Genomic DNA, 22841 nt, shown 5'->3' with positions numbered 1-22841 from the left:
TGTGTGACCTACTTCACTGCCAATCACGTGCAGACATCTGCAACAGATATCCATAAAGTTGTTTCAGGAGGGGCGCTTCAATGCACCACACGACAGAGATGCTGATCATCGGTGCCGGGTTCTCGGGGCTGACGATGGCGCTTGAGGCGCGCAAGCGTGGCATCAAAGATATCGCCATTCTGGAAAAGGCCGAAGATATCGGTGGCACGTGGCGCGAGAACACCTATCCTGGCGTCGCCTGCGATGTTCCTTCGCATCTGTATTCCATGGCGACCCACCCTAATCCGCAGTGGAGCCGCGCCTATGCCGGTGGCGCAGAGATACAGAAATATCTGCAAAATGTCGCGCATCAGGAAGGGTTGTATGATCTTTGCCACTTTGGGCAGGCGCTGAAATCGGCAAAATGGGATGGCACGCTTTGGCAGGTCGAAACCATGGATGGCCAGTTCTGGTCGGCCCGGTTTCTGGTCTCGGCCATCGGCGCGCTGCATCATCCCAGCATTCCGGACATTCCCGGCGCGGGCAGTTTTCCCGGCCCCTGTTTTCATTCGGCCGAATGGGATCACACCGTCGATCTGACCGGAAAGCATGTGGCTGTTGTCGGCACCGGGGCGTCAGCCGTTCAGTTCGTGCCCGAGATTGCCAAGGTTGCGGGCCACGTCACCGTTTTTCAACGCAGCGCGCCTTACGTCATGCCGCGCCCTGACGGCCCGATCGCACCTTGGGTGCGCAAACTATATGCCTACCTTCCCCTGCTTCCGCGCATCCGGCGCAAACTGATTTTCATGTTCTTCGAGTTTCGTCACCGCGTGTTCAGGGGCGAGGAACGCGCGATGAACTTTGCTCTGAAGATGTGGCGAAAATCGTTGGAAGGCGCGATTGCCGACCCCGAAGAACGGCGCATTCTGACCCCGGACTATCGAATTGGGTGCAAACGCATTCTCAGTTCAAATGACTGGTACCCGGCGCTGGCCCGCGACAATGTCAGCGTCATTCCGCACGGCGTGGCCAGTATCGATGGCAACAGCATCCTCGCGTCAGATGGCACCAGGGCAGAGGCAGACGCGCTGATCTGGGGCACCGGGTTTCAGGTTACCAATGTCGTAGAGAGGTTGGATATTACTGGCACAGATGGGCTAACGCTGCGGTCGGCCTGGACAAACGGGATGTCTGCTCATCTGGGCACGGCGATAGCCGGTTTTCCCAACTTCTTCATCCTTCTGGGGCCTCATACCGGGCTTGGGCATAATTCGGTCGTGTTGATGATCGAAGCTCAGGTCGGGCATATCGGCCGGGTTCTGAGCGAGATGCAACGCAAGGAACTGTCGGTGATCACCCCCGATGCGGCGAAACAGGCGGCCTTTACACAGGAAATGCAGGACCGCCACGCGGACAGTGTCTGGCAGACCGGAGGCTGCACATCCTGGTACATTGATGCGGACGGGCAAAACACGACGCTTTGGCCCGGAACAGTTGCCGAGTTTCAGAAACGCATGTCACAATCGGGATTGGAGCAATACATCCCTATTAGGACCGGAGACAGCTAGATGACAATTTTTCTTAGCCTGGTTGCGGCCTTTGCCGTCTTTCTTCTGGCCATGGCCCTGTGGACCCGGCGTATAACCCGTCAGGGGCTAAAAACCGTGCCGCAGATGGGCCAGATCGTGCCCGTGCAGGGCGGCAGCATCCACTATGTGGAAAAGGGCAATCCGGACGCGCAGACGGTTATCCTGATTCATGGTCTGGCTGGGCAGTTACAGCATTTTACCTACGCGTTGGCAGATCAACTGGCCGAGGATTTCCACGTGATCGCGCTGGATCGCCCCGGTTGCGGATATTCAACCCGGGATACTGCAGAACTCGCACAATTGCCGCAGCAGGCCGCGATGATAGCTGAGTTTCTTGAAACCAAAGGCGTGAATCAGGCCGTGCTGGTGGGGCATTCTCTGGGCGGTGCGGTGTCGCTGGCACTGGCTTTGGATTACCCCGAGCGGGTATCCAGCCTCGCTCTGTTGGCTCCACTAACGCACAGGCTGCCTGAAACACCGGTGATATTCAAACCGCTCGAGATTCGGACCAAATGGCTGCGCAGTCTGATTGCCAACACGATTGCAGTGCCCATGGCCTCAAAAACAGCGCCGCACAGTCTGGGCGTGGCATTTGATCCTGAAACCCCTCCAAATGACTTTCTGGACCGGGCGGGTGGTGCGCTCGGGCTGCGCCCTTCGGCCTTTGTCACGGCCTCGCAGGACGTTATCGGTTTGGATGCCAGCTGCGATGCGCTGGTGGCCAGATATCCCGAGCTATCGGTCCCCGGTGGGATATTGTATGGTCGTCAGGACGCACTTCTGTCCCCTGCCCTTCACGGACCGCCGATGGTCAAATATGGTCTGAGCTATGAAGAGCTTGACGGTCTGGGTCATATGATCCTGATCACAGAACCGGAGATATGCGCCGCGTTTATCCGCAGATCGGTGGATACCACGATATTCCGTCAGACGCCCTTCCAGGACACGGCGACAGAGCCCGTGAAAGAATTCCCCGGTTAGGGCGATTTCCCTCTTGACCCTTCCCGGCCCCTCGCTTACATCGCCTCTCACTCACGGCGGAGTAGCTCAGTTGGTTAGAGCAGCGGAATCATAATCCGCGTGTCGGGGGTTCAAGTCCCTCCTCCGCTACCAATATCCCCAAAGCATCAAACTGGAACACCACTTTTGGTTTTCCTTTTGATTTCAGCTGATTTCAGCGCTCATCGATCCGGCGGAAGATCGAGATATGGTGCCGCGCGTGTGATGTCGACCGCGTCCTGTGCCCCGCCCGTTTTCAACTGGATGTTCAGCTGGTCGGTCCCACTGAACTGCGCGAAATAGGCGAACTCGATCATGTTCAGCGCACTCATATCGTGACACTGAATGACATAGTCCGCCTGAAACTCCGAGTGACTCTCCGCCGTTGTGGAGCCTGTGACTGCGTTCGCCTCACCACTCTGCAGTGTGATGCCATATGTCAGAACCACATGGGCGGCCACCGTAGAGCACCCAGCTTCGGGCGGGGTAACGAACAGGTTCAGCGGGTCGGAAAGTTTTGACATTGCTATGGCCACACGTGTGCGGCTGTCATCGTTTTCAACCGGGGTTTCAAACCCGACGATGTCCATGCTTGGCACCCTCAGCGCCAAGGCGAACCCGGTGTCAGAAAACACGATGTCGATCTGGGCTGAACCATGGTGATGAGGCGTGGAAACCTGCGTTGCTTGCGCCGCAAGTGCCGCAGGAAACAGGAACAAGGCCAGAACCACGCGCTTCATGAACAACAAACCACCTACAAAGAATCACTTGGCTGATTTTAGCCCGAAACATGTACCGCACAATGTGATCCGCCGGACCGAACCCCCGCCAGATATGGGGATAGTGGCAACCGAGTCAGCGGTTTCATTATCCGACAAAAAAACTCAGATTGACAATGTTGACTTTTTAACTCAGTTATTTCAACGAAAGCCGCCGCGGGAACAAACCCGCCTGATTTGACAGTTCAGACAAGAAAGTAACGACCCCTATGACCAAGTTGTTTGCAACAGCCAGCGCTTTGACATTTGCGACAGCCACTTTTGCTTTTGCCGGTGATGTGCCGACAAAAGCGGATATTCTGGAAACCTATGCCGATATTGCCGAAGCCAAGTATGACGACAGCCTGACTGCGGCAAAGGTTTTGCGGGACGCAGTCGGTGTGCTGATTGCCGAACCCTCGGACGCGACCCTGAATGCGGCACGGGCAGCATGGGTTGCAGCGCGTGTGCCTTATCAACAGACCGAAGTTTATCGTTTTGGCAACGCAATCGTTGATGACTGGGAAGGCAAAGTAAACGGTTGGCCACTGGATGAAGGTCTGATTGATTATGTCGACGCGGCCTATGGTGGCGCGACGGATGAGAACGAATTTGCGGTTCTGAATGTCATCGCCAACCCTAGCTTCGAACTGTCGGGCGAAACCATTGACGCCAGCGAGATTACTCCGGAACTGCTGAGCGAAACCCTGCATGAAGCTGATGGTATCGAAGCCAATGTCGCGACCGGCTACCACGCTATCGAGTTCCTGCTGTGGGGTCAGGACATGAATGGACACGGGGCAGGTGCAGGCAACCGTCCGGCAACCGATTATGCAAACGGCGATGCCTGCACCGGTGGCAATTGCGACCGTCGTGCCCAGTATCTGAGCGCCGCAACCGACCTGCTGGTCAGCGACCTGAGCTGGATGGCGGACCAGTGGAAACAAGGCGGCGCGGCGCGCGCGGCGCTGATGGAAAACGAAACTGGGGGTGTCAGTGCGATCCTGACCGGTATGGGTTCACTGTCCTACGGTGAACAAGCGGGTGAGCGGATGCGTCTGGGCCTGATGCTGAACGACCCGGAAGAAGAACATGATTGCTTTTCGGACAACACCCACAACAGCCATTACTACGATGGACTGGGCGTTCTGAACGTCTATCTGGGCAGCTATACCCGCATCGATGGCACACCTGTGTCAGGCGCATCGCTGGCCGATCTGGTGATCGCAACTGATCCGGCACTGGACGCCGAGATGAAGGCGAAACTGGCCGTCACGATGCAAGCCCTTGGCAGAATCAAATCGACCGCGGAAGCAGGGTTTGCCTATGACCAAATGCTGGAACGCGGCAACGAAGGCGGTGAAACCCTGATCATGGCCGGCGTCAACGGCCTGATCGAGCAGACCAAGACAATCGAGCGCATCGTGAGCGCACTGGAACTGGACCAGATCGAATTCGAAGGATCAGACAGTCTGGATAACCCTGACGCGGTATTCCACTAAACACGAACGCGTACCGGGGGCTTGCTTGCCCCGGGTACACTCAGCACGCTGACCCGCCAGCCCTTTGAACCACACAAACCCAAGCCAACATTCATGATTGTCTGCCACTGCACCAACATCTCGGACCACGACATCCGCGCCGCCATCGACTGGATGCGGACAGCCGATCCCCAAACCATCATCACCCCCGGCAAGGTTTACCGTGCTCTTGGAAAATCAGCGGATTGCGGCGGATGCATGCCTCTGTTTCTGGACATGATGCGGTCAAGCGATAATCTCGAAGTACCCATGCAACTCCGCGCCCTGCGCGCGGCAGTATCACAGGAGAGTGCAGATGAAGGGCGATCCAAAAGTCATCGAATATCTCAACAAATCTCTGCGGCATGAACTGACTGCTGTCAGCCAATACTGGCTGCATTACCGGTTGCAGGAAGACTGGGGGCTTGGCCACATGGCCAAGAAAAGCCGCGAGGAAAGCATCGAAGAGATGGGCCACGCGGACAAGCTGATCGAACGGATCATCTTTCTGGAAGGCCACCCCAACCTTCAGAAGCTTGACCCGCTTCGGATCGGTCAAACACCAAAGGAAACGCTGGAATGCGACCTTGCGGCCGAGATCGATGCACGGGCCCTGTACAAGGAAGCGCGCGAATACTGTCGGGATGCCGGCGACTATGTCTCGATGTCGCTGTTCGAGCAGTTGATGTCCGATGAAGAGGGCCATATCGACTTTCTCGAAACGCAGCTCGACCTCTATGAAAGGATCGGCGAAGCCAATTATGCGCAACTCAACGCATCGAAAATGGACGAAGGCGAGTAGCCTTGTCGCCCTGTCGGCGGTGGCCTTCGCGGCCACCCCTTCCCTGTCAGCCGAACTGCAGGATCTGCATCTGAATGTCACCCCCCGCACTGACGATGAACGCGCCCGAATTGCCGTTGTGACGGCGGCGCCCCAGGATTTCAACGCACCGCAGCAGTTTGAAGAACTGCCCGCCGGGGCTGCGACTGTTCGGGTCCGTACGGACGCGGATGCGTTCTCGCAATCGTCAGACAACCTGAGCTTTGAACAGGAACTGAATTTCAAAGTCGGAAACGGGCTGTTCAAGAAGGTCTGGGTTTCGTCGCCCTCATCGACGCTCGCCTCTGACGGGTTGGGGCCGCTCTATAACGCGCGGTCGTGCCAGCGCTGCCACATCAAGGATGGGCGCGGACACACGCCAAACGGGCCCGATGACAACGCGGTTTCGATGTTCCTGCGGGTCTCGATCCCCGGCACGTCGGAAGATGGCTATGCAGCGATAGAAGATTACATCGCCACTCTGCCCGAGCCTACCTATGGTGGGCAGATGCAGGATTTCGCACTGGCAGGTCATCCAGCGGAATACCGGCTGGACATCTCGTACGAAGAAATCCCGGTGGAGCTTTCTGACGGTGAAACCACCTCATTGCGCCGCCCGACTTATCAGGCAGCCGATCTGGGTTATGGCCCGCTGCACCCCGACGCGATGCTAAGCCCCCGGGTCGCGCCGCAGATGATCGGGCTTGGCCTGTTGGAAGCGATCCCGGTCGAAGACCTGCTTGCCAAGGCCGACCCTAACGATTTCGATGGGGACGGCATATCAGGTCGCCCGAATATCGTCTGGTCGGTCGAGTTTGACGCCCCGATGATGGGCCGGTTCGGTCACAAGGCGGGGATGCCAACAGTTATGGAACAATCGGCTGCTGCTTTTGCCGGGGATATCGGCATATCGAACCCACTCTACCCTGCTCCGCACGGGGATTGCGCCAATGTGCAGGTGAACTGCATCAAAGCCCCGCACGGCGACAATGATGAGCGCGGCTTCGAGATCGATCATCAGGGTATGGACCTGGTCGCTTTCTACAGCCGCAATCTGGGTGTGCCGGGCCGCCGCGACATGGACAACCCCAGGGTCCTCCGCGGGAAAGAGGTGTTTCATGCAACCGGCTGCGCGTCATGCCACACACCGTCACATGTCACTCATCGGATGGAAGACCGGCCAGAGCACAGTTTTCAGCTGATATGGCCCTACACCGACCTATTGCTGCATGACCTGGGCGAAGGTCTGGCCGACAATCGCCCCGAGGCCCGAGCGACAGGCCGGGAATGGCGCACGCCGCCTTTGTGGGGCGTTGGCCTGACCGAACGCGTCTCGGGCCACACAGAGTTTCTGCATGACGGGCGTGCGCGCGACTTGCTTGAAGCAATCCTGTGGCATGGCGGTGAAGCGCAGGCTGCCCGCGACACCGTTATCTCGATGCCCAAAGCCGACCGTGACGCCCTGATCCAATTTCTGGAGAGCCTCTGACCCATGCGAGTTCTTACCCTTGTTGCAGCGTTGATCATGCCACTTGCCGCGCAGGCACAGGATCGCGGGCCGATCCTGATGGATGTGACTGAAACGCATATCCTGCCCCGGTTCGACACCCTTCCGGAAACGACAGGCGCGCTAGTCAACGCATCACTGGTTGAGTGCGATCCGACCTCACCGCCGCTGCGCGCGGCCTACGATGCGGCTTTCGATAGCTGGACATCCGCCAGCCACCTGCGGTTTGGTCCGACCGAGGTCGATGACCGCGCTTTCGCCATGGCGTTCTGGCCGGACACGAAAGGGTTCACCACCAAAGCCCTGTCCCAGCATATCGCAACCGAGGATGACGCCGTGCAAAGCCCGGAGGCCTATGCCGAAACGTCCATAGCAGGGCGCGGGTTCTTCGCGCTCGAACGGATGTTGTTCGATCCCAATTACGCGGAACAGGGCAATGCCGAATATCGCTGCGCGCTGATCAGGGCGATCACGGCGGATATCGATGCCAATGCCCGCGCGATGGCGCAGGACTGGCACAGCTATGCCTCTAGCCTTACCCAACCCCAAGAGAACAGACGCTACCGGACGCAGGACGAAGCAATGCAGGAGCTGTTCAAGGCCTTGGCTACCGGTCTTGAGTTCACGGCTGACACTCGGCTGGGTCGCCCCATGGGGACATTTGACCGCCCCCGTCCGAACCGGGCCGAAGCGTGGCGGTCCGGGCGGTCTTTACGCCATGTAGAACTGTCGCTGATATCCTTGCGAGATTTAGCCGCACGGATGTCTTTTGATCACCCCGAAATCGCGTCGGAACTGGACGCTGCGTTTGCACGTGCCATCCAGAACGCTCAATCCATTGACGATCCCTCGCTTGCCGGGGTTTCAGATCCCCAGGCCCGGTTCCGGATCGAGGCGCTTCAACAGTCGATCCACGATATCCGCACCATCGCCGTGACCGAGCTGGGTCCGACATTGGGGATCAGCGCAGGATTCAACTCGCTGGACGGAGACTAACCCATGACGTCACGCCGCCATTTTCTTGCCGGTCTTGCCGCAGCCGCGATTTCCCCGGTCCGCGGGTGGGCCTCGGCCGGTTCACCTGATTTTCTGGCCGCAGGGCTGTTTCCCGACGGGTCCTTTCGACTTGCCGGGTTGAGCACATTGGGGAAAATCGTGTTCTCCGTGCCTCTACCCGGACGCGGACATGCGGCCGCTGCCCATCCACACAAGGCCTTGGCGGTCGCGTTTGCCAGACGTCCGGGCACCTTTGCCATCGTCATCGATTGCGCAACCGGCGCGCAGATTGCGCAGCTAAAGGCCCCTGAAAGCCGACACTTCTATGGCCACGGTACATTCTCGGCGGATGGCGCGTACTTTCTTGCCACCGAAAACGACTACGAAGCCGGGACTGGTATCGTCAGTGTCTGGGACGCTGAAAGCTTTGCGCGCCTAGGTGAGTTTTCATCTGGTGGAATAGGCCCGCATGACATGCGCCTGATGCCCGACGGGGAAACGCTGGTGATTGCCAATGGCGGGATCGAAACCCACCCCGAAACCGGGCGCACAAAGCTGAACCTGCCGACGATGGCACCCAACCTGAGCTATCTCACCCTGTCGGGTAGGATCCAAGAGCAGGTGTCGTTACCTGACGAGCTTCACAAGAACTCGATCCGCCATCTGGCGGTGCGGCGCGACGGTCTGGTTGGCTTTGCCATGCAATGGCAGGGCAGCAAGTCCGAACACCCGCCCCTGTTGGGCCTGCAACGTCAGGGTGAAGCCCCACGCCTGCTGGCGGCACCGGATCACGAACAAAGCATGTTGCAGGGATACGCTGGCAGCGTCGCGTTTTCAGCCAACGCCGATATGATCGCAATAACCTGTCCGCGCGGCAATGCGCTGCACCAGTTCGACACAACCAGCGGCACACTCACCGGCGCCTTCGCGCTTGAGGATGTCTGCGGGCTTGGGGCCGGGGCGAGCGGGTTGGTCTTTACCACGGGAACAGGCGCTTTCGGGACATTGACGGGCGCGCGCCCAGCTGTTCGAACCCGCGCCGAATGCCAATGGGACAATCATCTGATCCCGATCCACCCGTCCGCGTAACATTCGGAATCCCCAATCAGATAGTTTACACTTGGAAGAATCAAACTGCTGCCGTATTGGCGGGCGCGAAACTGGCACCCTACGTTAAGGACCGACTTGATTGAAACAGACGCCCGACGCACCGCATTCCATCTACGGAGTTGAGAAATGGGGCAAAGGCCTCATCGAGGTGACCGAACAGGGCGAGATCGGTCTGCGCAATCCCATGGCCCCCGAGGCAGCGGCGATTAGCCTGCCCGGTATCCTCAGCGATCTGGACGACCGCGGAATCAAGGCTCCGATGGTCCTGCGCGTCGCGTCATATCTGGAACACGAAATTGCCCATCTGAACGAGAGCTTTCGTGATGCGATTGCGCGCGTGGGCTACACAGGCAGCTATCGCGGCGTATTCCCGATCAAGGTAAACCAACAGGCCCAGGTTGTTGACCGGATCGTCGAGTTTGGAAAGAAATACAACTATGGGCTCGAGGCCGGCTCCAAACCTGAACTGGTGATTGCGCTGGCGCATCGCCTGGCCCCCGAAGCGCTGATCGTGTGTAACGGTGTCAAAGATGCCGAATTCATCCAACTGGCTATTCTAAGCCGCAAGATCGGGTTCAACACGGTCATCGTTTTGGAAAGCCCGAAAGAGGCCGACACGGTAATCGAAGTTTACAACGAACTGGGCATCGAGCCCCTGATCGGTGTTCGGGTGAAGCTGACCAACCAGATCAGCGGCAAATGGGAAGAAAGCTCGGGAGACCGCTCGGCCTTTGGGATGAACACCGATCAGCTTATCGCCACCGTAGACAAGCTGAAAGACGCAGGCTTGCTGCATTGCCTCAAGCTGCAGCACTCGCATCTGGGCAGCCAGGTTCAGGATGTTAACGATGTGCGCCGCGCTGTCGGCGAAGCCTGTCGCTATTACACCGAGCTTACGCGCGAAGGTGTGCCATTGACCCACCTGGATCTTGGCGGCGGCATGGGGGTTGATTACACCGGCGAAAAGAAAGCCGCCGAAAACTCGATCAACTACACGGTCGAAGAATACTGTGCCAATGTCGTCGAAACCGTGGCCTACGCCATGGACGAAGCAGAGGTGGGCCACCCGACACTGGTCACGGAAAGTGGGCGTGCGGTGGTGGCAACGTCCTCGATGCTGGTCTTCAACGTGCTCGAAAGCACGCTTTACGATGCGCCCAATGGCCCCGAGGTTGAAGCCGACGATCACCACATGGTTTCAGACCTTGCTGCGGTGCATGGCTATCTCAGCAAAGACCGTCTTCAGGAATGCTGGAACGACGCCACCTTTTATCGTAACGAGCTACGCGCCCTGTTTCGTCGCGGCTATGTCGATCTACGTCAGATGGCCCGGGCCGAACGGATATACCTGTCGCTGATGGCGCGGCTCAAGGCATTGGCCGCGTCAGAGGATCTGGAAACGGACCTGAATGACCAGCTTGAAAAGGTTGCTGACATCTATCACTGCAACTTCTCGCTGTTCCAGTCGCTGCCAGATGTCTGGGCCATCGACCAGCTGCACCCGATCGTGCCGCTGCAATCTCTGAACCAGATCCCCGACCGTCGCGCCGTGCTGTCCGACATCACCTGCGACAGCGACGGCAAGATCGACCGGTTCGTTCTGGCCGACGGTTTTTCCCCCAGCCTGCCGGTGCATTCCCTGCCCGAAGAGGACGAATACTTCATGGGTGTCTTCTTCGTCGGTGCCTATCAGGAGACTTTGGGCGATCTACACAATCTCTTTGGTGACACCAACGTGGTCACCATCGACCTGCGTCGGGACGGTGGCTTTGACCTGCTGCACGAACAAGAGGGCGACACGATCAGCCAGGTTCTGTCATATGTCGAATTCGACCCGCAGGATTGCGTCGCCGCCTTCCGCAAAATGGTGGATGAGGCGATTTCGACCGGCACCCTGAATGCCAAGGACCGCAAAACCCTGATGAGCGCTTACCGCGAGTCGATCAACGGTTACACCTATTACGAATAACCCCTGAGAGGAGATCACCCCCATGGGAACTTTGAGTGGCAAAACACTGGTTGTCGGCGCGGGCGGCGTATCCCACGCTGCTGTGCACAAGATGGCGATGAATTCGGATATCTTCACCGAAATCACGCTGGCCAGCCGCACGAAATCTAAATGCGACGCCATCGCCAGATCGGTGAAAGACCGTGTGGGCGTTGATATCGCGACCGCCGAGCTGGACGCCTACAAGGTCAAAGACACCGTAAAGCTGATCAAGGAAACCGGTGCTGAAATCCTCGTAAACCTCGCCCTGCCCTATCAGGATCTGGTGCTGATGGACGCATGCCTTGAGGCCGGTATTCATTATGTGGATACGGCAAACTATGAGCCCGAGGATGAGGCCAAGTTCGAATACCACTGGCAATGGGCTTATAAGGAGCGGTTCAAGGCGGCCGGCCTGACCGCCATCCTTGGTTCGGGCTTCGATCCCGGTGTTACATCGGTCTTTGCCAAATGGTTGAAAAAGCACAAGCTGGACACCATCCGCCAGATCGACGTGCTTGATGCCAACGGCGGTTCGAACGATCAGGAATTTGCCACCAACTTCAACCCCGAAATCAACCTGCGCGAAGTGCTGGCCGAAGTGCGCCACTGGGAAGGTGGCGAATGGAAACACTCCCCCGCCATGACCCACAAGGTCGAATTCGATTTCCCCGCCATCGGCCCCAAAAACATGTACCTGATGTATCACGAGGAACTGGAATCGCTCTCGACCCACTTCCCCGAGATCGAGCGCGCCCGCTTCTGGATGACCTTCGGTGACGCCTATATCATGCATGCCAAGGTCTTGGAAAACGTGGGCATGACCCGCATCGACCCAGTGATGCATGACGGCAAGGAAATCATCCCGATCCAGTTCCTGAAAACCCTTTTGCCCGATCCCGGTGATCTGGGCGCGGAAACCAAGGGCAAGGCCTGCATCGGCGACATCGCCACAGGTCAGGCCAAGGATGGCTCGGGCGAGAAAACCTATTACATCTACAACATCTGCGATCATCAGGAATGCTATGCGGAAGTCGGCAGCCAGGCCGTCAGCTACACCACCGGTGTCCCCGCCATGATCGGCGCCGCGCAGGTGCTGAAAGGCAACTGGTCTAATCCCGGCGTATGGAACATGGAACAGCTCGACCCGGACGACTTCATGGACATGCTGAACGAACATGGCCTGCCATGGCAGGTCCATGAACTTGACGGTCCGGTCACCTTCTGATCCGCTTTAGCTTCATCTGGCCCTAAATATCCCGGGGGTCCGGGGGCAGCGCCCCCGGCCTCTCCACCAAACGGAGACGCCGGTTATGTCCGACATGATGACCACACAGGCCGGTGACGCCGGCGCCTTCCGCAATTTCGACCTCTCCCGTGTACCCAGCCCCTGCTTTGTGGTCGACGAAAAGGCGGTTGAACGGAATCTGAAAACCCTCGCTGATGTCGGAACCCGCTCCGGCGCGCATGTTCTCAGCGCACTCAAGGCGTTTTCGATGTTTTCGCTGGCCCCGTTGGTGCGCCGGCACCTTGCGGGAACCTGCGCCTCGGGTATCTATGAAGCCCGGTTGGGACGCGAGGAATATGGCGGAGAGGTCGCAACCTTCTGCGCCGGGTACAAAGACGCGGATATCGACGAAATCCTGTCGCTGTCCGATCACGTCATCTTCAACTCCGCTGCCCAAAAGGACCGGTTTCTCGCCAAAGCCCAAACCGCCAAAGTGCAGGTTGGCCTGCGCATCAATCCGGAACATTCCGAAGGCGAGGTTCCGAAATACGATCCCTGCGCCCCGTGCTCGCGCCTTGGCACACCAGTCAGCCAACTGACCGCCGACACGTTGCGCGGCGTTGACGGCTTGCACATGCATACGCTTTGCGAACAGGGGTTCGAACCGCTGCAACGCACGTGGACCGCCATCGAACCGAAGCTCAAACCCTACCTTGATCAACTCAAGTGGCTGAACTTCGGCGGTGGCCACCACGTCACCCGCGATGATTATGACCGCGACGGGCTGGTGGCCTTCCTCAAGGACATTCGCGAAACCTATGGCATTGATGTTTACCTTGAACCCGGTGAGGCTGTGGCGCTGGACGCAGGTATTCTGATCGGTGAAATCCTCGACCTGCCGACCAACGGCATGAACCTCGCGATCACTGATATCTCGGCCACATGTCACATGCCCGACGTGATCGAGGCCCCCTATCGCCCTGCCCTTATGGATGAGGTCGAAACAGGCCATACCTATCGCCTTGGCGGCCCGTCCTGTCTGGCGGGTGACGTTATTGGCGACTACACTTGGGACAAGCCGCTGGAGATCGGACAGCGTTTTGCCTTCCTCGATCAGGCACATTACTCGATGGTCAAGACAAACACCTTCAATGGCGTCCCCCTGCCCACAATCGCCCTGTGGAACAGCGAAACAGACGAGCTGAAGATCATCCGGCAGTTCGGATATGACGACTTCAAGGACAGACTCTCATGAGCATTTTTCTCGACAGCGAATTGACCGCATCCGAACGCACCGAAGATGCCCGCTTTCGCGTGATCCCGGTGCCTTTGGAGCGCACGGTCTCTTACGGGTCCGGCACGGCCAAAGGCCCCGAAGCAATTATCGAGGCCAGTAATGAACTGGAACGCATCACCGGTCACGCTGAGCCCTGTGTCGAAGGGATTTTCACCGAAGAACCGCTGAATTGTGACGGCCCGTTGCCCGAGGTAATGGAACGCCTTGCGCAACGCACCGAGACTGCAATTCGGGCCGGAAAGGTGCCGGTCACTTTGGGCGGCGAGCATTCCCTCAGCTATGGCGCAGTGATAGGTGTGGCCCGTGCGCTAAACCAACCCATCGGCATCGTCCAGATCGACGCCCATGCCGACCTGCGCAACGCTTATCAGGGCGAAAAACACTCTCACGCCTCAGTGATGCACCTGCTTGCCGAAGAAGGCGTTCGGCTCGCCCAGTTCGGTGTTCGCGCTTTTTCAACTGAAGAGGCCCAAAGCCGACTGAGAAACCACGTCTTTCATGTGGATGCCGAGGAACTGGTGACAGGTAACATCCATTCGGTCGACCTGCCTGCAGACTTCCCCGAGCTGGTCTATGTCAGTTTCGACGTCGACGGGCTGGATCCATCGCTGATGCCCGCCACCGGAACACCGGTGCCTGGCGGGTTGGGCTATTATCAGGCACTGCGGCTGGTCGAGCACGCGCTCAAGGGGCGCAGATGCGTGGGCTTCGATGTGGTTGAGCTGGCCCCGGACGGCAATGCCGCCTGGGACTTCACCACAGCTCAGATTGTCTATCGCCTGATGGCTGCCTGTTAATCTTCGGCAGTTTCGTTCAGTTCCATATGGCCTTCGCCCTTGCTCAGGATGCGGCGCAGCATGGGTTCAAAAAACTCCAGCGGTTTCGTCGGATAGTCTGGGTCAAACGCCTTCTGATCGTATTCATGGCAGAAATAGCGGCAGTCCTCCCAATGGGGGCTGTCGCGATACTTGTCGCGCGCGTTGCGGTCTCCTCCAAGGTGGTGGTTGTAGTAGAAACCCTGAAACACGCAATGGTGCTTGAGTATCCAATAGGTTTTCTCGCTGACATAGGGCTTCATCATCGCCGCTGACAGCTCTCCATGGTTGTAGGGTGACAGAATATCGCCGGTATCGTGGATCAGGGCAGCGACCACCAACTCCTCGTCCGCGCCATCCTCGTAAGCCCGGGTCGCGGCCTGAAGGCTGTGCTGATACCGGTTGACCGGATAGGGTGTCCATTCCTCGTCCAGTGACCGAATGGCGTCCAGAATGCGATCCGGCAAGGCGGCATTATACGCCTCTTCATAATCCATAACGGCGTCCCAGTCGGCCTTGGTGGCATTCTCAAAACTGGTCCAGGTCGGTTTGTGGCTTTTGTCCAACATGGCTGATCCTTTGGCGTGTTTCCCGAAGCCGACAATATTACGAGTCGCAACTTCAAAAAAATGAATTGATTTTATCACAACGATCAAAAAATACTCTCGGTATGCGAACCAAAGCTTTGGAAACCTTTCTATGTGTGGCGGAGACAGGTGGTTTTCATGCCGCTGCCCGTAAGCTGAATGTAACTCAAACGGCCGTCAGCGCGCGCATTCATCTGATCGAAGAAGAAACCGGCAGACCACTGTTTACCCGCGGAGCCGGTGGCACGGCGCTGACCGAGTTTGGCAGACAATTCAAACCATATGCAGAACAAATTCTGTCCCTTTGGGCCTTCGCGTCGCGGGATTTACCGTTGCAGACACAGAACCGTCCAGCGCTTCGATTGGGTAGTCAACTTAGCATCTGGGACCCTTTGCTTGTGGATCTGGCTGTTCGGTTTGAACAGCGCTTTGACAAACTGCTGCTGACACTGAATTACGACCACGATCTGAACATGGTTGAAGCTGTTGCGACCCATGTGCTGGACGTGGCGATCACGCATGAAACGCCATCAGACCGACGCGTCACCTATCACGAGCTGGAACCGGAGCTTCTAACCCTGGTCAGAACCCCGCAAGCAGCAACAGCAGAAAACGATTTGGTCTTCGTCAACCTTGAACTTGGAGAGATTTACCAAGATCACATCAGATCGGCTGTGCGACGCGCCTCGGGGCAGACCTTGTTTCTGGGTAATTGCATGATGGCACTACGTTATGTCCTGCAAAGAGGCGGATGCGGCTACTTCCCCGATTACGTTACTTCGCAACATCTGGCTTCGGGCGCACTCGAACCGGTCGAGGACAGTGTGAGCCTGCGGCTGCCAATGTATCTGGTCGCCCGCAGTGATCGCGAAGAATTCGACGACATTCGTTGTTGTCTGGAAGAACTTCGAACCTGAAATCAAGCGGGTGTTGGGATGACCTCGGACCCGCGCGCACGTTTCCGTAATAGCGGGCGACCTGCGACAAGCAGAAAACAGCACGAGATCAATACACCCATAACGGCAGGAAGGTAAAGCAGCACCCAAAGCTTCGGGTCATCGATCACAACCGGGGACACGAACCCGCGTACGCCCTCAAGCAGCACAAGAATGGTAAAGGCACCCAAAATCTGAGGCCACAATCCAAACCGTGAAAAGCTGCCTAACATCAGGGTTGAATACCCCGCCAGCGATACGGCGATGCAAATGGCTATCCAGGAAAATCGCTGATGCAGTTCTTCGATCAATTTACCCTGGCTGAACCCCTCGGTTTCAGAAATCGCATCCCGGTTGAGGATCAGATCAGAGGTTGGAATGGCTTCGAGGCTGCGGTTTGCCAACGGGCTTGCGTTCGTCAGTTGCGAAATGTCATATGATGCGTCCTGAAACAGGGTCGAGGACAGAACCCTGCCCGCCTTGTTCAAACGCAGCGCCACCCCATCGACCATCACCAGATGAATTCCTGCGTCGTTATTGACCAGATAGGCTGTCACGCTGGAATAGCTGACCGCGTTTTCCGGGTCGCGGCGATCCGATACGAACACCTCGTGCAACGTACCGTCCAGATCGATGCCACCGATGTAAACCGTAACATCTTCGGCAGGGTGCAGAAATTCACCTTCATTCAACAACTGCGCTGTCACATCTCCTGCAACTTCGGCTTGCCGGAATTCCAGTTGTTGGACCGAGGCCGGGCGCAGGAACACGCTGATGGCGGCCATCATCAGACCGGTGATCACACCGAACAAAACCACGGCACGCGCCAGTCGCCACGGGCTTGACCCGGTTGCCAACATCACTGTCATCTCGCTTTCGCGGCTCAATCTATTGGTCGCATAGACAGCAGCCGCAAATACCGCCATCGGCATAACAGTACGAACCAGCGTCGGCAGGGTAAGCGCGGTGAATTCAAGAAACACCATAGCGGACTGGCCACCGCTGATGACCTTGTCAAACAGGCTGACGGAACGGGTGATCCAGAACACACCCACCAGGACAAGGGTGAAGAAGCCGAATAAAACCAGCAATTGCCGCAGGAAATATCCATCAAAACGCGACATGTATCCTCATCCGGCTGATTGCGTCGTGGCCGGACAATAAGTCAATCGCCCACCCAAGGAAACCTCGATTACCGCCTCAGAACTGGCATCGGCGGTAACCTAGTTATTCGGACATGGGAAGGGCGCGCTCAACCACAAGCGCGCCCCAGCCACAGGAGGGAAAAACAAAACAGCGTCATGTACCGAACGTGAGCGCCAACTCGTAACAATTGTAAGTAAAGCGGAATTCAAGTGATTGGTCTGTGACTTAGTTCACCTTTGGACCGTTCACATGAACACTCTTGTAGACATCTGCCCCAGCAAAAAGTTAATGACACGTTAACGTCTTGTTTCCAGCCCATTCACTGTTCTACCCACATAATGAAATCTGTTGGTTTTGGTGAGTGTCCGGGGCAGGACGATTGCGAGTAACAGTACCAGTTGGCACAAGGGGTCCGATGGCAATGCATAAACCTTCGACATCAGAAGCCGCTGCACTTAATGCGCAATTACTGAAAAAGAGCGACTCGGATTACGATGTCGCTATGTGGGCCGCGTGCGCATTGATGGCGCTCCACTCAAACAAGCCGGCGGTGTTTCAAGAATATTAGCATATGTGGGCTGAAAAGCTGGATGCCGTAGGTCCGCACGAAAACACAGGTGCCAACAAAAGATAATAACATGGCACGATGGCCTCGCGCCATTGTAGCAGTGTTGCCGAAGCCAATACTGCGACCAGTAATGATGACCCAAGCGCGAAATGGCTGAAGACAGGCAAAGCGAACTCAAAGGCTGAAACCCGTTCACCCTTGGATATCACAACTTAGTATTCGGACGATTTCAATGGCAGGGGCAGCAGGGTTCGAACCCGCGACCTACGGTTTTGGAGACCGTCGCTCTACCAACTGAGCTATACCCCTGTAGTGAGCCCCAGATATGCCAGCCGCGCGGCGGACTCAAGAGGCTTTTTCAGATTCCGAGCCGCTAAATGCCCGGACAAACAAGTTGCGCAAACCGCGTGGTGCGCTAAGACAAGGACCGGTTAGCAGAAGGAACCCGGCGTGAACCTCCGAAAGAAGATTGCAAACAGCGAAGCTGTGCTAAATTGGGTGGCGCGTCGGATTGCAAACTATATTCGGCTGGTACACCGCAACACACGCTGGCAGCGCATCGGCTATGAAAAGCTGGACCAGTTGGCCGAACAGGGTGAGCCGGTCATCGTTGTTCTCTGGCATCAACGGCTGGCGCAGTCGCCCTATTTCTTCCCACTCGACAAGGGGCGCATCTGTTCGATTACATCGTCTGCGCGGGCTGGCAGCATGGTGGGTCGCGTGCAAAAGCTGTTCGGAATGGACACGATTGCCATGTCCAGTCATCAGCGCCACGTAGCGTTATCACGCGAAGTGCTTGGAAAGATGAAACAGGGAATATCCATTGGCATAGCGGCGGACGGACCCCGTGGGCCAGAGCGGGTATTGTCAACGGTTCCGCTGGTTTGGGCGCGCACATCAGGCAAACGCGTGTTTGGTATTACCTTTTCGGCGAAACATGGGCGCGAAGCGGGAACATGGGATCATCTTCTAATGCCCCGCCCATGGGGTAACGAGGGGGTGTTTCTGTGCCGGGAATGGACAGAAACAGTTCCGCGCAAAGCAAGTGAAGACGAAATCGAAACCCTGCGCCAAAGCCTTGAGCAGCATATGAACGATATCACGGCCGAGGCAGACCGAATGGTTGGGCGCGAGCCTTGGTCGCCTGACGCTTAACCGCCCCTCAGCCTTTGCATCAGATAGACTTCACTACCCTCTGGAATTGGTTCGGTCAGTCCGGTCGCGATCACGCGCCCGTCGACAGCGATAGACACGCCAGCGTCGATGGGTGCCTGAAGCTGCGGAAGTGCACGCACGAGCGCGCGCAGCAACTCGCCAGTGGTTTTGGCCTCGACCTCAACCACCTGCTGACCCCCGGTCAGTGACCGGAGGCCGGACCAGAGGTGAACCTCAACCATTGTCCTTGAGAGCGGCCAGAATACGTGGCGGCGACATCGGCAACCGCTTCATCCGCACGCCAGCCGCGTTGGACACAGCGTTGGCAATGGCGGCCAGTGGCGGCACGATACCCGTCTCACCCACACCGCGAACGCCAAACGGGTGGCCCGGATTCGGAACCTCGACGATCACGGTGTCGATCATCGGCAGGTCGCTGGCCACCGGGATGCGGTAGTCGAGAAAGATCGAGTTCTGCAAGCGACCGTCTTCGCCGTAGATATATTCCTCGTTCAGGGCCCAACCGATACCTTGCGCTGCACCGCCCTGATACTGGCCTTCGACATAGGTCGGGTGGATCGCCTTGCCCGCGTCCTGAATGACCGTGTAGCGGGTCACATTGGTCTTACCGGTTTCCGGGTCAACCTCGGCATCGACGATATGGGTGCCAAAAGACACGCCGGCACCTTCGGGGGTTGCCTCGAAATGGCCCGAGATCGGACCACCCGTGCGGCCCATATCAGCGGTGATATCGGCCAGCGGCATCGGATCGAAATCGCCTGCATTCGGGCCTGAGGGCACCGCACAGCCGTTTTCCCATTTCACCGCATCAACCGGGATGCCCCATTTGGCCGCGGCCCGTTCGCACAGTTTCTCAACCGCGTGTCTCGCAGCTTTGATCGTCGCCAGCCCTGACGCGTAGGTCACGCGAGAGCCATGGCTTACGTCATTGTAGCCCAGCGTGGCCGTATCGGCGATGGTCACCCGGATGTTTTCATACGGGATGCCCAGAACCTCGGCCGCCATCAGGGCCATCGACGCGCGCGAGCCACCGATATCAGGCGTTCCGACCATCACCTGAGCCGAGCCATCCTCGGACAAGGCAAGCGAAACGCTGGTCTCGCCACCATGGTTAAACCAGAAGCCACAGGAAATACCGCGCCCCTGCCCCGGCTTCAGCGGAGCTGAATAATGAGGATGCGCCTTGGCTGCCTCCAGCGTTTCGACAAGACCGATGCGCTCGTAGGTAGGTCCATAGCTGGCTTTCGTGCCCTCATGCGCGGCGTTCTTCAGGCGCACCTCAACGGGGTCGAGACCCAGCTTGTTGCACAACTCATCGATCACGGACTCGACTGCAAAGGCGCCCATTGGTGCACCCGGCGCGCGGTACGCTGCCTGCTTTGGGCGGTTGGACATAACGTCATAGCCGATCTGCTTGACGTTGGTCAGGTTGTACGGCGCAAAGGCACACATGGCTGTCATGTCGCCCGGCGCACCGGGAAAGGCCCCGCCCTGCAAGCGGAAAACACCCTGGGCCGCCGAGATCGTGCCGTCTTTCTTCATGCCGATCTTGACGTCCATCGAGGCAGACGAAGTCGGACCAGTGGCCCGGAACACCTCGGACCGGGTCATCACAAGCTTGACCGGGCGATTAGCCTTACGGCTGAGCGCTAGTGCGACGGGTTCGATGAAAACGGTTGTCTTACCGCCAAACCCTCCGCCAATCTCGGACGCAGTGACGCGCAACTGCGAAGTTTCAATTCCCAGAAGCGCGGCACAGGTTTTCTGCGCAATCCAATGCCCTTGTGTCGTGCACCACAACTCACCCTTGCCGTCATTACCCAATATGGCCAGACAGGCGTGTGGTTCAATATAACCCTGATGCGTCGCTTCGGTGACGAAACTGTCTTCGATGACCAGATCCGCTTCGGCAAATCCGGCCTCGACATCGCCGTGACCACTTTCATGATAGCGGACAACGTTCGGGTGCATTCCTTCCGGCACGGAATAATCCGCTGCCCCTTCGCGGATCACAGGCGCATCCGGTGCCATCGCCTTATCCACATCGGTGACGTGGGGCAGAACTTCGTATTCGACCTCGATCAGCTTGAGCGCGTCACGCGCCGCCAATGCCGAAGTCGCAGCGACCGCTGCAACCGCGTGCCCGTCATATAGCGCTTTCTCACCGGCCATAACGTTTTCCAGAACGTTGTAGAATTCACCTTCCAGACCCGGCTTGAACGGCACGTCAGCAAAGTCGGCGCGCGTCACAACAGCTTTGACATCCTTGTGCGCCTCGGCTTTCGACGTGTCGATTTTCACGATCCGCGCATGAGCATGAGGTGAGCGCAGGATCGCGCCATGCAGCATTCCCGGGGCGTAGGTATCCGCTCCGAATTTGGCGCGGCCGGTCACCTTGTCCAGACCGTCGGGACGGTTGGGGCGGGTGCCGACAAAAGTGAAGTCTGATTTACGATCGTCCAGAGCCATTACGACGCCTCCCGCATCTCAGCCGCCGTATCCATCACGGCGCGAATGATCTTGTCATACCCAGTACAGCGGCAGAGGTTGCCTGCCAGCCAATACCGCGTCTCTTCCTCGGTCGGGTTCGGGTTTTTCTCCAGCAACGACTTGGCCGCCACCAGAATGCCCGGCGTGCAGATGCCGCATTGCAGGGCGGCGTATTCGATCATCTTCTTTTGCAGCGGGTGCAGAATATCACCGTCGGCGATGCCTTCGACGGTTTCGATCTGCTTACCTTCAGCCTCGACACCCAGCATCAGACATGAACAGACCAGACGGCCATCAACGGTGACCGAGCACGCGCCGCAATCGCCGGTGCCACAGCCCTCTTTCGCGCCTGTCAGGTTCAGCTTGTCGCGCAGACAATCCAGCAGAGTTTCACGCGGATCACACAGGTATTCGACCGCATCGCCATTCACGGTGGTGGTTACGTGGAGCTTTTTCATGCGTTTTCTCCCTTCGCGCGGGCATAGGCAATTTTTGCAGCGCGCTTTGCCAGAACGCCTGCGACCTCGGTACGGAACGCGATCGTGCCGCGCTTGTCGTCAATCGGGTTACAAGCGGCAGAGGCGGCGGCGGCCAGCGCACCCAGGGCCGCATCATCCAGCGCGCTCCCGATAATGGCCTTGGCACAGTCTTCGACCAGCAGAACGGTCGGGGCCACGGCGCCCAGTGATACACGGGCCTCAGTGATGGTGTCGCCGTCAAGACGCAGGTTCACACCAACGCCAACCACAGCGATGTCCATTTCGGTGCGGGGGATGAACCGCAGATAGGCATCGCCGCCGTTTTCGCCACGTGCCGGGATATTGACCGCCGAGATCAGCTCGCCTTTGGCCAGCGAGGTTTTACCGGGGCCGGTCGGAATATCCTCGACCGCGACTTCGCGAGTGCCGTCCGGGCCGGTCACGGTAACAGTCACACCAGCTGCGACCATGGCGGGCACGGAATCAGCCGCAGGTGAGCCGTTACACAGGTTACCGGTCGGTGTTGCGCGCCCCTGCACCTGGGTTGATCCGATCAGGTCCATCGCCTCGACCACACCGGGCCAGTCACGACCCAACTCGGGATGCTCGCTCATTTCGGCACCGGTTGCGGCAATTCCCAACGTCCAGCTTCCATCAGCATTGCGGGTAATGTCGTGTACACCGTTGATTTTCTTGATGTCGATCAGCGTATCAGGCGTCACCAACTCCGAGCGCAGCTGCACCAAAACGTCGGTGCCGCCCGCCAGAAAGCGCGTGATGCCCGTCGCAGTTGCGGCCAGAGCCGAAGCCTCGGCAAAGCTGGCGGGGCTGTGATAATCCATAATGCTACCTCGC

The 22841-nt window shown here is 57.9% G+C and carries 21 protein-coding genes and 2 tRNA genes; 15 read left to right on the top strand and 8 right to left on the bottom strand.

The window, feature by feature from the left end; genetic code table 11:
* Positions 1 to 80 precede the first annotated feature (80 nt).
* The 3 genes from ACR0BZ_RS01000 (at position 81) to ACR0BZ_RS00990 (ending at position 2681) form a co-directional block, all read left to right on the top strand.
* The gene (locus ACR0BZ_RS01000; protein ID WP_480919220.1) at positions 81 to 1547 is read left to right on the top strand and encodes a flavin-containing monooxygenase; all 1467 of its coding nucleotides are present in this window, start codon (positions 81 to 83) and stop codon (positions 1545 to 1547) included.
* Positions 1548 to 2549 carry an alpha/beta fold hydrolase gene (locus ACR0BZ_RS00995; RefSeq protein WP_480919219.1) on the top strand — a complete coding sequence of 334 codons (1002 nt, stop codon included), beginning with the start codon at positions 1548 to 1550 and terminating at the stop codon, positions 2547 to 2549.
* Positions 2550 to 2604: 55 nt separating this feature from the next.
* Positions 2605 to 2681, top strand: a tRNA-Met gene (locus tag ACR0BZ_RS00990).
* A 68-nt stretch (positions 2682 to 2749) separates the two neighbouring features.
* Here ACR0BZ_RS00990 and ACR0BZ_RS00985 read toward each other — a convergent pair.
* Positions 2750 to 3307, bottom strand: a complete 558-nt coding sequence (locus ACR0BZ_RS00985) for a ZrgA family zinc uptake protein (RefSeq protein ID WP_480919218.1) — start codon at positions 3305 to 3307, stop codon at positions 2750 to 2752.
* Between the two features lie 248 nt (positions 3308 to 3555).
* On the opposite strand from ACR0BZ_RS00985, the gene ACR0BZ_RS00980 reads away from it, so the two are divergent.
* From ACR0BZ_RS00980 to speB, 10 genes are all read left to right on the top strand, one after another.
* Positions 3556 to 4827 (top strand): imelysin family protein, encoded by a 1272-nt coding sequence (locus ACR0BZ_RS00980; protein ID WP_480919217.1) that lies wholly within the window; start codon positions 3556 to 3558, stop codon positions 4825 to 4827.
* A 93-nt stretch (positions 4828 to 4920) separates the two neighbouring features.
* On the top strand, positions 4921 to 5214 hold the full coding sequence (locus ACR0BZ_RS00975; protein WP_480919216.1) for a (2Fe-2S)-binding protein: 294 nt from the start codon (positions 4921 to 4923) through the stop codon (positions 5212 to 5214).
* Positions 5162 to 5647 (top strand): bacterioferritin, encoded by a 486-nt coding sequence (bfr, locus tag ACR0BZ_RS00970; RefSeq protein ID WP_267365109.1) that lies wholly within the window; start codon positions 5162 to 5164, stop codon positions 5645 to 5647. The genes ACR0BZ_RS00975 and bfr overlap by 53 nt, the downstream gene beginning before the upstream one ends.
* A complete protein-coding gene (locus tag ACR0BZ_RS00965) occupies positions 5607 to 7154 on the top strand; it encodes a di-heme oxidoreductase family protein (protein WP_480919215.1) in 1548 nt (515 codons plus the stop codon). The genes bfr and ACR0BZ_RS00965 overlap by 41 nt, the downstream gene beginning before the upstream one ends.
* A gap of 3 nt (positions 7155 to 7157) precedes the next feature.
* Positions 7158 to 8168 (top strand): imelysin family protein, encoded by a 1011-nt coding sequence (locus ACR0BZ_RS00960; protein WP_480919214.1) that lies wholly within the window; start codon positions 7158 to 7160, stop codon positions 8166 to 8168.
* A 3-nt stretch (positions 8169 to 8171) separates the two neighbouring features.
* Positions 8172 to 9257 carry a DUF1513 domain-containing protein gene (locus tag ACR0BZ_RS00955; RefSeq protein WP_480919213.1) on the top strand — a complete coding sequence of 362 codons (1086 nt, stop codon included), beginning with the start codon at positions 8172 to 8174 and terminating at the stop codon, positions 9255 to 9257.
* Between the two features lie 100 nt (positions 9258 to 9357).
* A complete protein-coding gene (gene speA / locus ACR0BZ_RS00950) occupies positions 9358 to 11247 on the top strand; it encodes a biosynthetic arginine decarboxylase (protein ID WP_480919212.1) in 1890 nt (629 codons plus the stop codon).
* Positions 11248 to 11269: 22 nt separating this feature from the next.
* Positions 11270 to 12493 carry a saccharopine dehydrogenase family protein gene (locus ACR0BZ_RS00945; protein WP_480919211.1) on the top strand — a complete coding sequence of 408 codons (1224 nt, stop codon included), beginning with the start codon at positions 11270 to 11272 and terminating at the stop codon, positions 12491 to 12493.
* Between the two features lie 85 nt (positions 12494 to 12578).
* Complete coding sequence (gene nspC, locus ACR0BZ_RS00940; RefSeq protein WP_480919210.1) at positions 12579 to 13748, top strand: carboxynorspermidine decarboxylase; 1170 nt, start codon at positions 12579 to 12581, stop codon at positions 13746 to 13748.
* Complete coding sequence (gene speB / locus ACR0BZ_RS00935; protein ID WP_480919209.1) at positions 13745 to 14587, top strand: agmatinase; 843 nt, start codon at positions 13745 to 13747, stop codon at positions 14585 to 14587. The genes nspC and speB overlap by 4 nt, the downstream gene beginning before the upstream one ends.
* Here the strand turns inward: speB and ACR0BZ_RS00930 are convergent.
* Entirely contained in the window at positions 14584 to 15174 is a 591-nt protein-coding gene (locus tag ACR0BZ_RS00930) for an HD domain-containing protein (protein ID WP_480919208.1), read from the bottom strand. The two genes, speB and ACR0BZ_RS00930, sit on opposite strands and share 4 nt — an antisense overlap.
* Before the next feature lie 101 nt (positions 15175 to 15275).
* Here ACR0BZ_RS00930 and ACR0BZ_RS00925 point away from each other — a divergent pair, with 101 nt between their 5' ends.
* Positions 15276 to 16109, top strand: a complete 834-nt coding sequence (locus tag ACR0BZ_RS00925) for a LysR family transcriptional regulator (RefSeq protein WP_480919207.1) — start codon at positions 15276 to 15278, stop codon at positions 16107 to 16109.
* Between the two features lie 2 nt (positions 16110 to 16111).
* On the opposite strand, the gene lptF is transcribed toward ACR0BZ_RS00925, so the two are convergent.
* Positions 16112 to 17251, bottom strand: coding sequence for an LPS export ABC transporter permease LptF (gene lptF, locus ACR0BZ_RS00920; RefSeq protein WP_480919206.1), 1140 nt, complete (start codon positions 17249 to 17251; stop codon positions 16112 to 16114).
* Positions 17252 to 18074: 823 nt separating this feature from the next.
* Positions 18075 to 18150 (bottom strand) — tRNA-Trp (locus ACR0BZ_RS00915).
* A 141-nt stretch (positions 18151 to 18291) separates the two neighbouring features.
* Between ACR0BZ_RS00915 and ACR0BZ_RS00910 the strand changes: the two genes are divergently transcribed.
* A complete protein-coding gene (locus ACR0BZ_RS00910; RefSeq protein ID WP_480919205.1) occupies positions 18292 to 18996 on the top strand; it encodes a lysophospholipid acyltransferase family protein in 705 nt (234 codons plus the stop codon).
* On the opposite strand, the gene ACR0BZ_RS00905 is transcribed toward ACR0BZ_RS00910, so the two are convergent.
* The 4 genes from ACR0BZ_RS00905 to ACR0BZ_RS00890 are packed head-to-tail and all read right to left on the bottom strand — an operon-like array spanning position 18993 to position 22828.
* Complete coding sequence (locus ACR0BZ_RS00905) at positions 18993 to 19238, bottom strand: MoaD/ThiS family protein (RefSeq protein WP_480919204.1); 246 nt, start codon at positions 19236 to 19238, stop codon at positions 18993 to 18995. The two genes, ACR0BZ_RS00910 and ACR0BZ_RS00905, sit on opposite strands and share 4 nt — an antisense overlap.
* Positions 19231 to 21486 (bottom strand): xanthine dehydrogenase family protein molybdopterin-binding subunit, encoded by a 2256-nt coding sequence (locus ACR0BZ_RS00900; RefSeq protein ID WP_480919203.1) that lies wholly within the window; start codon positions 21484 to 21486, stop codon positions 19231 to 19233. Before ACR0BZ_RS00900 ends, ACR0BZ_RS00905 begins: the two co-directional genes overlap by 8 nt.
* A complete protein-coding gene (locus ACR0BZ_RS00895) occupies positions 21486 to 21965 on the bottom strand; it encodes a (2Fe-2S)-binding protein (protein WP_209597982.1) in 480 nt (159 codons plus the stop codon). The genes ACR0BZ_RS00900 and ACR0BZ_RS00895 overlap by 1 nt, the downstream gene beginning before the upstream one ends.
* Positions 21962 to 22828: an FAD binding domain-containing protein gene (locus ACR0BZ_RS00890; RefSeq protein ID WP_480919202.1), complete on the bottom strand. Its 867-nt coding sequence runs from the start codon at positions 22826 to 22828 to the stop codon at positions 21962 to 21964. The genes ACR0BZ_RS00895 and ACR0BZ_RS00890 overlap by 4 nt, the downstream gene beginning before the upstream one ends.
* Between the last annotated feature and the right edge of the window lie 13 nt (positions 22829 to 22841).

This window comes from Ruegeria sp. P8, from assembly GCF_056534665.1.
The sequence above is the reverse complement of the archived record's forward strand: the minus strand, read 5'-3'. Positions and strand labels throughout refer to the sequence as shown.

Coding starts and splice junctions, on each gene's coding strand:
- ACR0BZ_RS01000 (WP_480919220.1), top strand. CDS start 81: ATGCACCACACGACAGAGATGCTGATCATCGGTGCCGGGTTCTCGGGG.
- ACR0BZ_RS00995 (WP_480919219.1), top strand. CDS start 1,548: ATGACAATTTTTCTTAGCCTGGTTGCGGCCTTTGCCGTCTTTCTTCTG.
- ACR0BZ_RS00985 (WP_480919218.1), bottom strand. CDS start 3,307: ATGAAGCGCGTGGTTCTGGCCTTGTTCCTGTTTCCTGCGGCACTTGCG.
- ACR0BZ_RS00980 (WP_480919217.1), top strand. CDS start 3,556: ATGACCAAGTTGTTTGCAACAGCCAGCGCTTTGACATTTGCGACAGCC.
- ACR0BZ_RS00975 (WP_480919216.1), top strand. CDS start 4,921: ATGATTGTCTGCCACTGCACCAACATCTCGGACCACGACATCCGCGCC.
- bfr (WP_267365109.1), top strand. CDS start 5,162: ATGAAGGGCGATCCAAAAGTCATCGAATATCTCAACAAATCTCTGCGG.
- ACR0BZ_RS00965 (WP_480919215.1), top strand. CDS start 5,607: ATGCGCAACTCAACGCATCGAAAATGGACGAAGGCGAGTAGCCTTGTC.
- ACR0BZ_RS00960 (WP_480919214.1), top strand. CDS start 7,158: ATGCGAGTTCTTACCCTTGTTGCAGCGTTGATCATGCCACTTGCCGCG.
- ACR0BZ_RS00955 (WP_480919213.1), top strand. CDS start 8,172: ATGACGTCACGCCGCCATTTTCTTGCCGGTCTTGCCGCAGCCGCGATT.
- ACR0BZ_RS00945 (WP_480919211.1), top strand. CDS start 11,270: ATGGGAACTTTGAGTGGCAAAACACTGGTTGTCGGCGCGGGCGGCGTA.
- nspC (WP_480919210.1), top strand. CDS start 12,579: ATGTCCGACATGATGACCACACAGGCCGGTGACGCCGGCGCCTTCCGC.
- speB (WP_480919209.1), top strand. CDS start 13,745: ATGAGCATTTTTCTCGACAGCGAATTGACCGCATCCGAACGCACCGAA.
- ACR0BZ_RS00930 (WP_480919208.1), bottom strand. CDS start 15,174: ATGTTGGACAAAAGCCACAAACCGACCTGGACCAGTTTTGAGAATGCC.
- ACR0BZ_RS00925 (WP_480919207.1), top strand. CDS start 15,276: ATGCGAACCAAAGCTTTGGAAACCTTTCTATGTGTGGCGGAGACAGGT.
- lptF (WP_480919206.1), bottom strand. CDS start 17,251: ATGTCGCGTTTTGATGGATATTTCCTGCGGCAATTGCTGGTTTTATTC.
- ACR0BZ_RS00905 (WP_480919204.1), bottom strand. CDS start 19,238: ATGGTTGAGGTTCACCTCTGGTCCGGCCTCCGGTCACTGACCGGGGGT.
- ACR0BZ_RS00900 (WP_480919203.1), bottom strand. CDS start 21,486: ATGGCTCTGGACGATCGTAAATCAGACTTCACTTTTGTCGGCACCCGC.
- ACR0BZ_RS00895 (WP_209597982.1), bottom strand. CDS start 21,965: ATGAAAAAGCTCCACGTAACCACCACCGTGAATGGCGATGCGGTCGAA.
- ACR0BZ_RS00890 (WP_480919202.1), bottom strand. CDS start 22,828: ATGGATTATCACAGCCCCGCCAGCTTTGCCGAGGCTTCGGCTCTGGCC.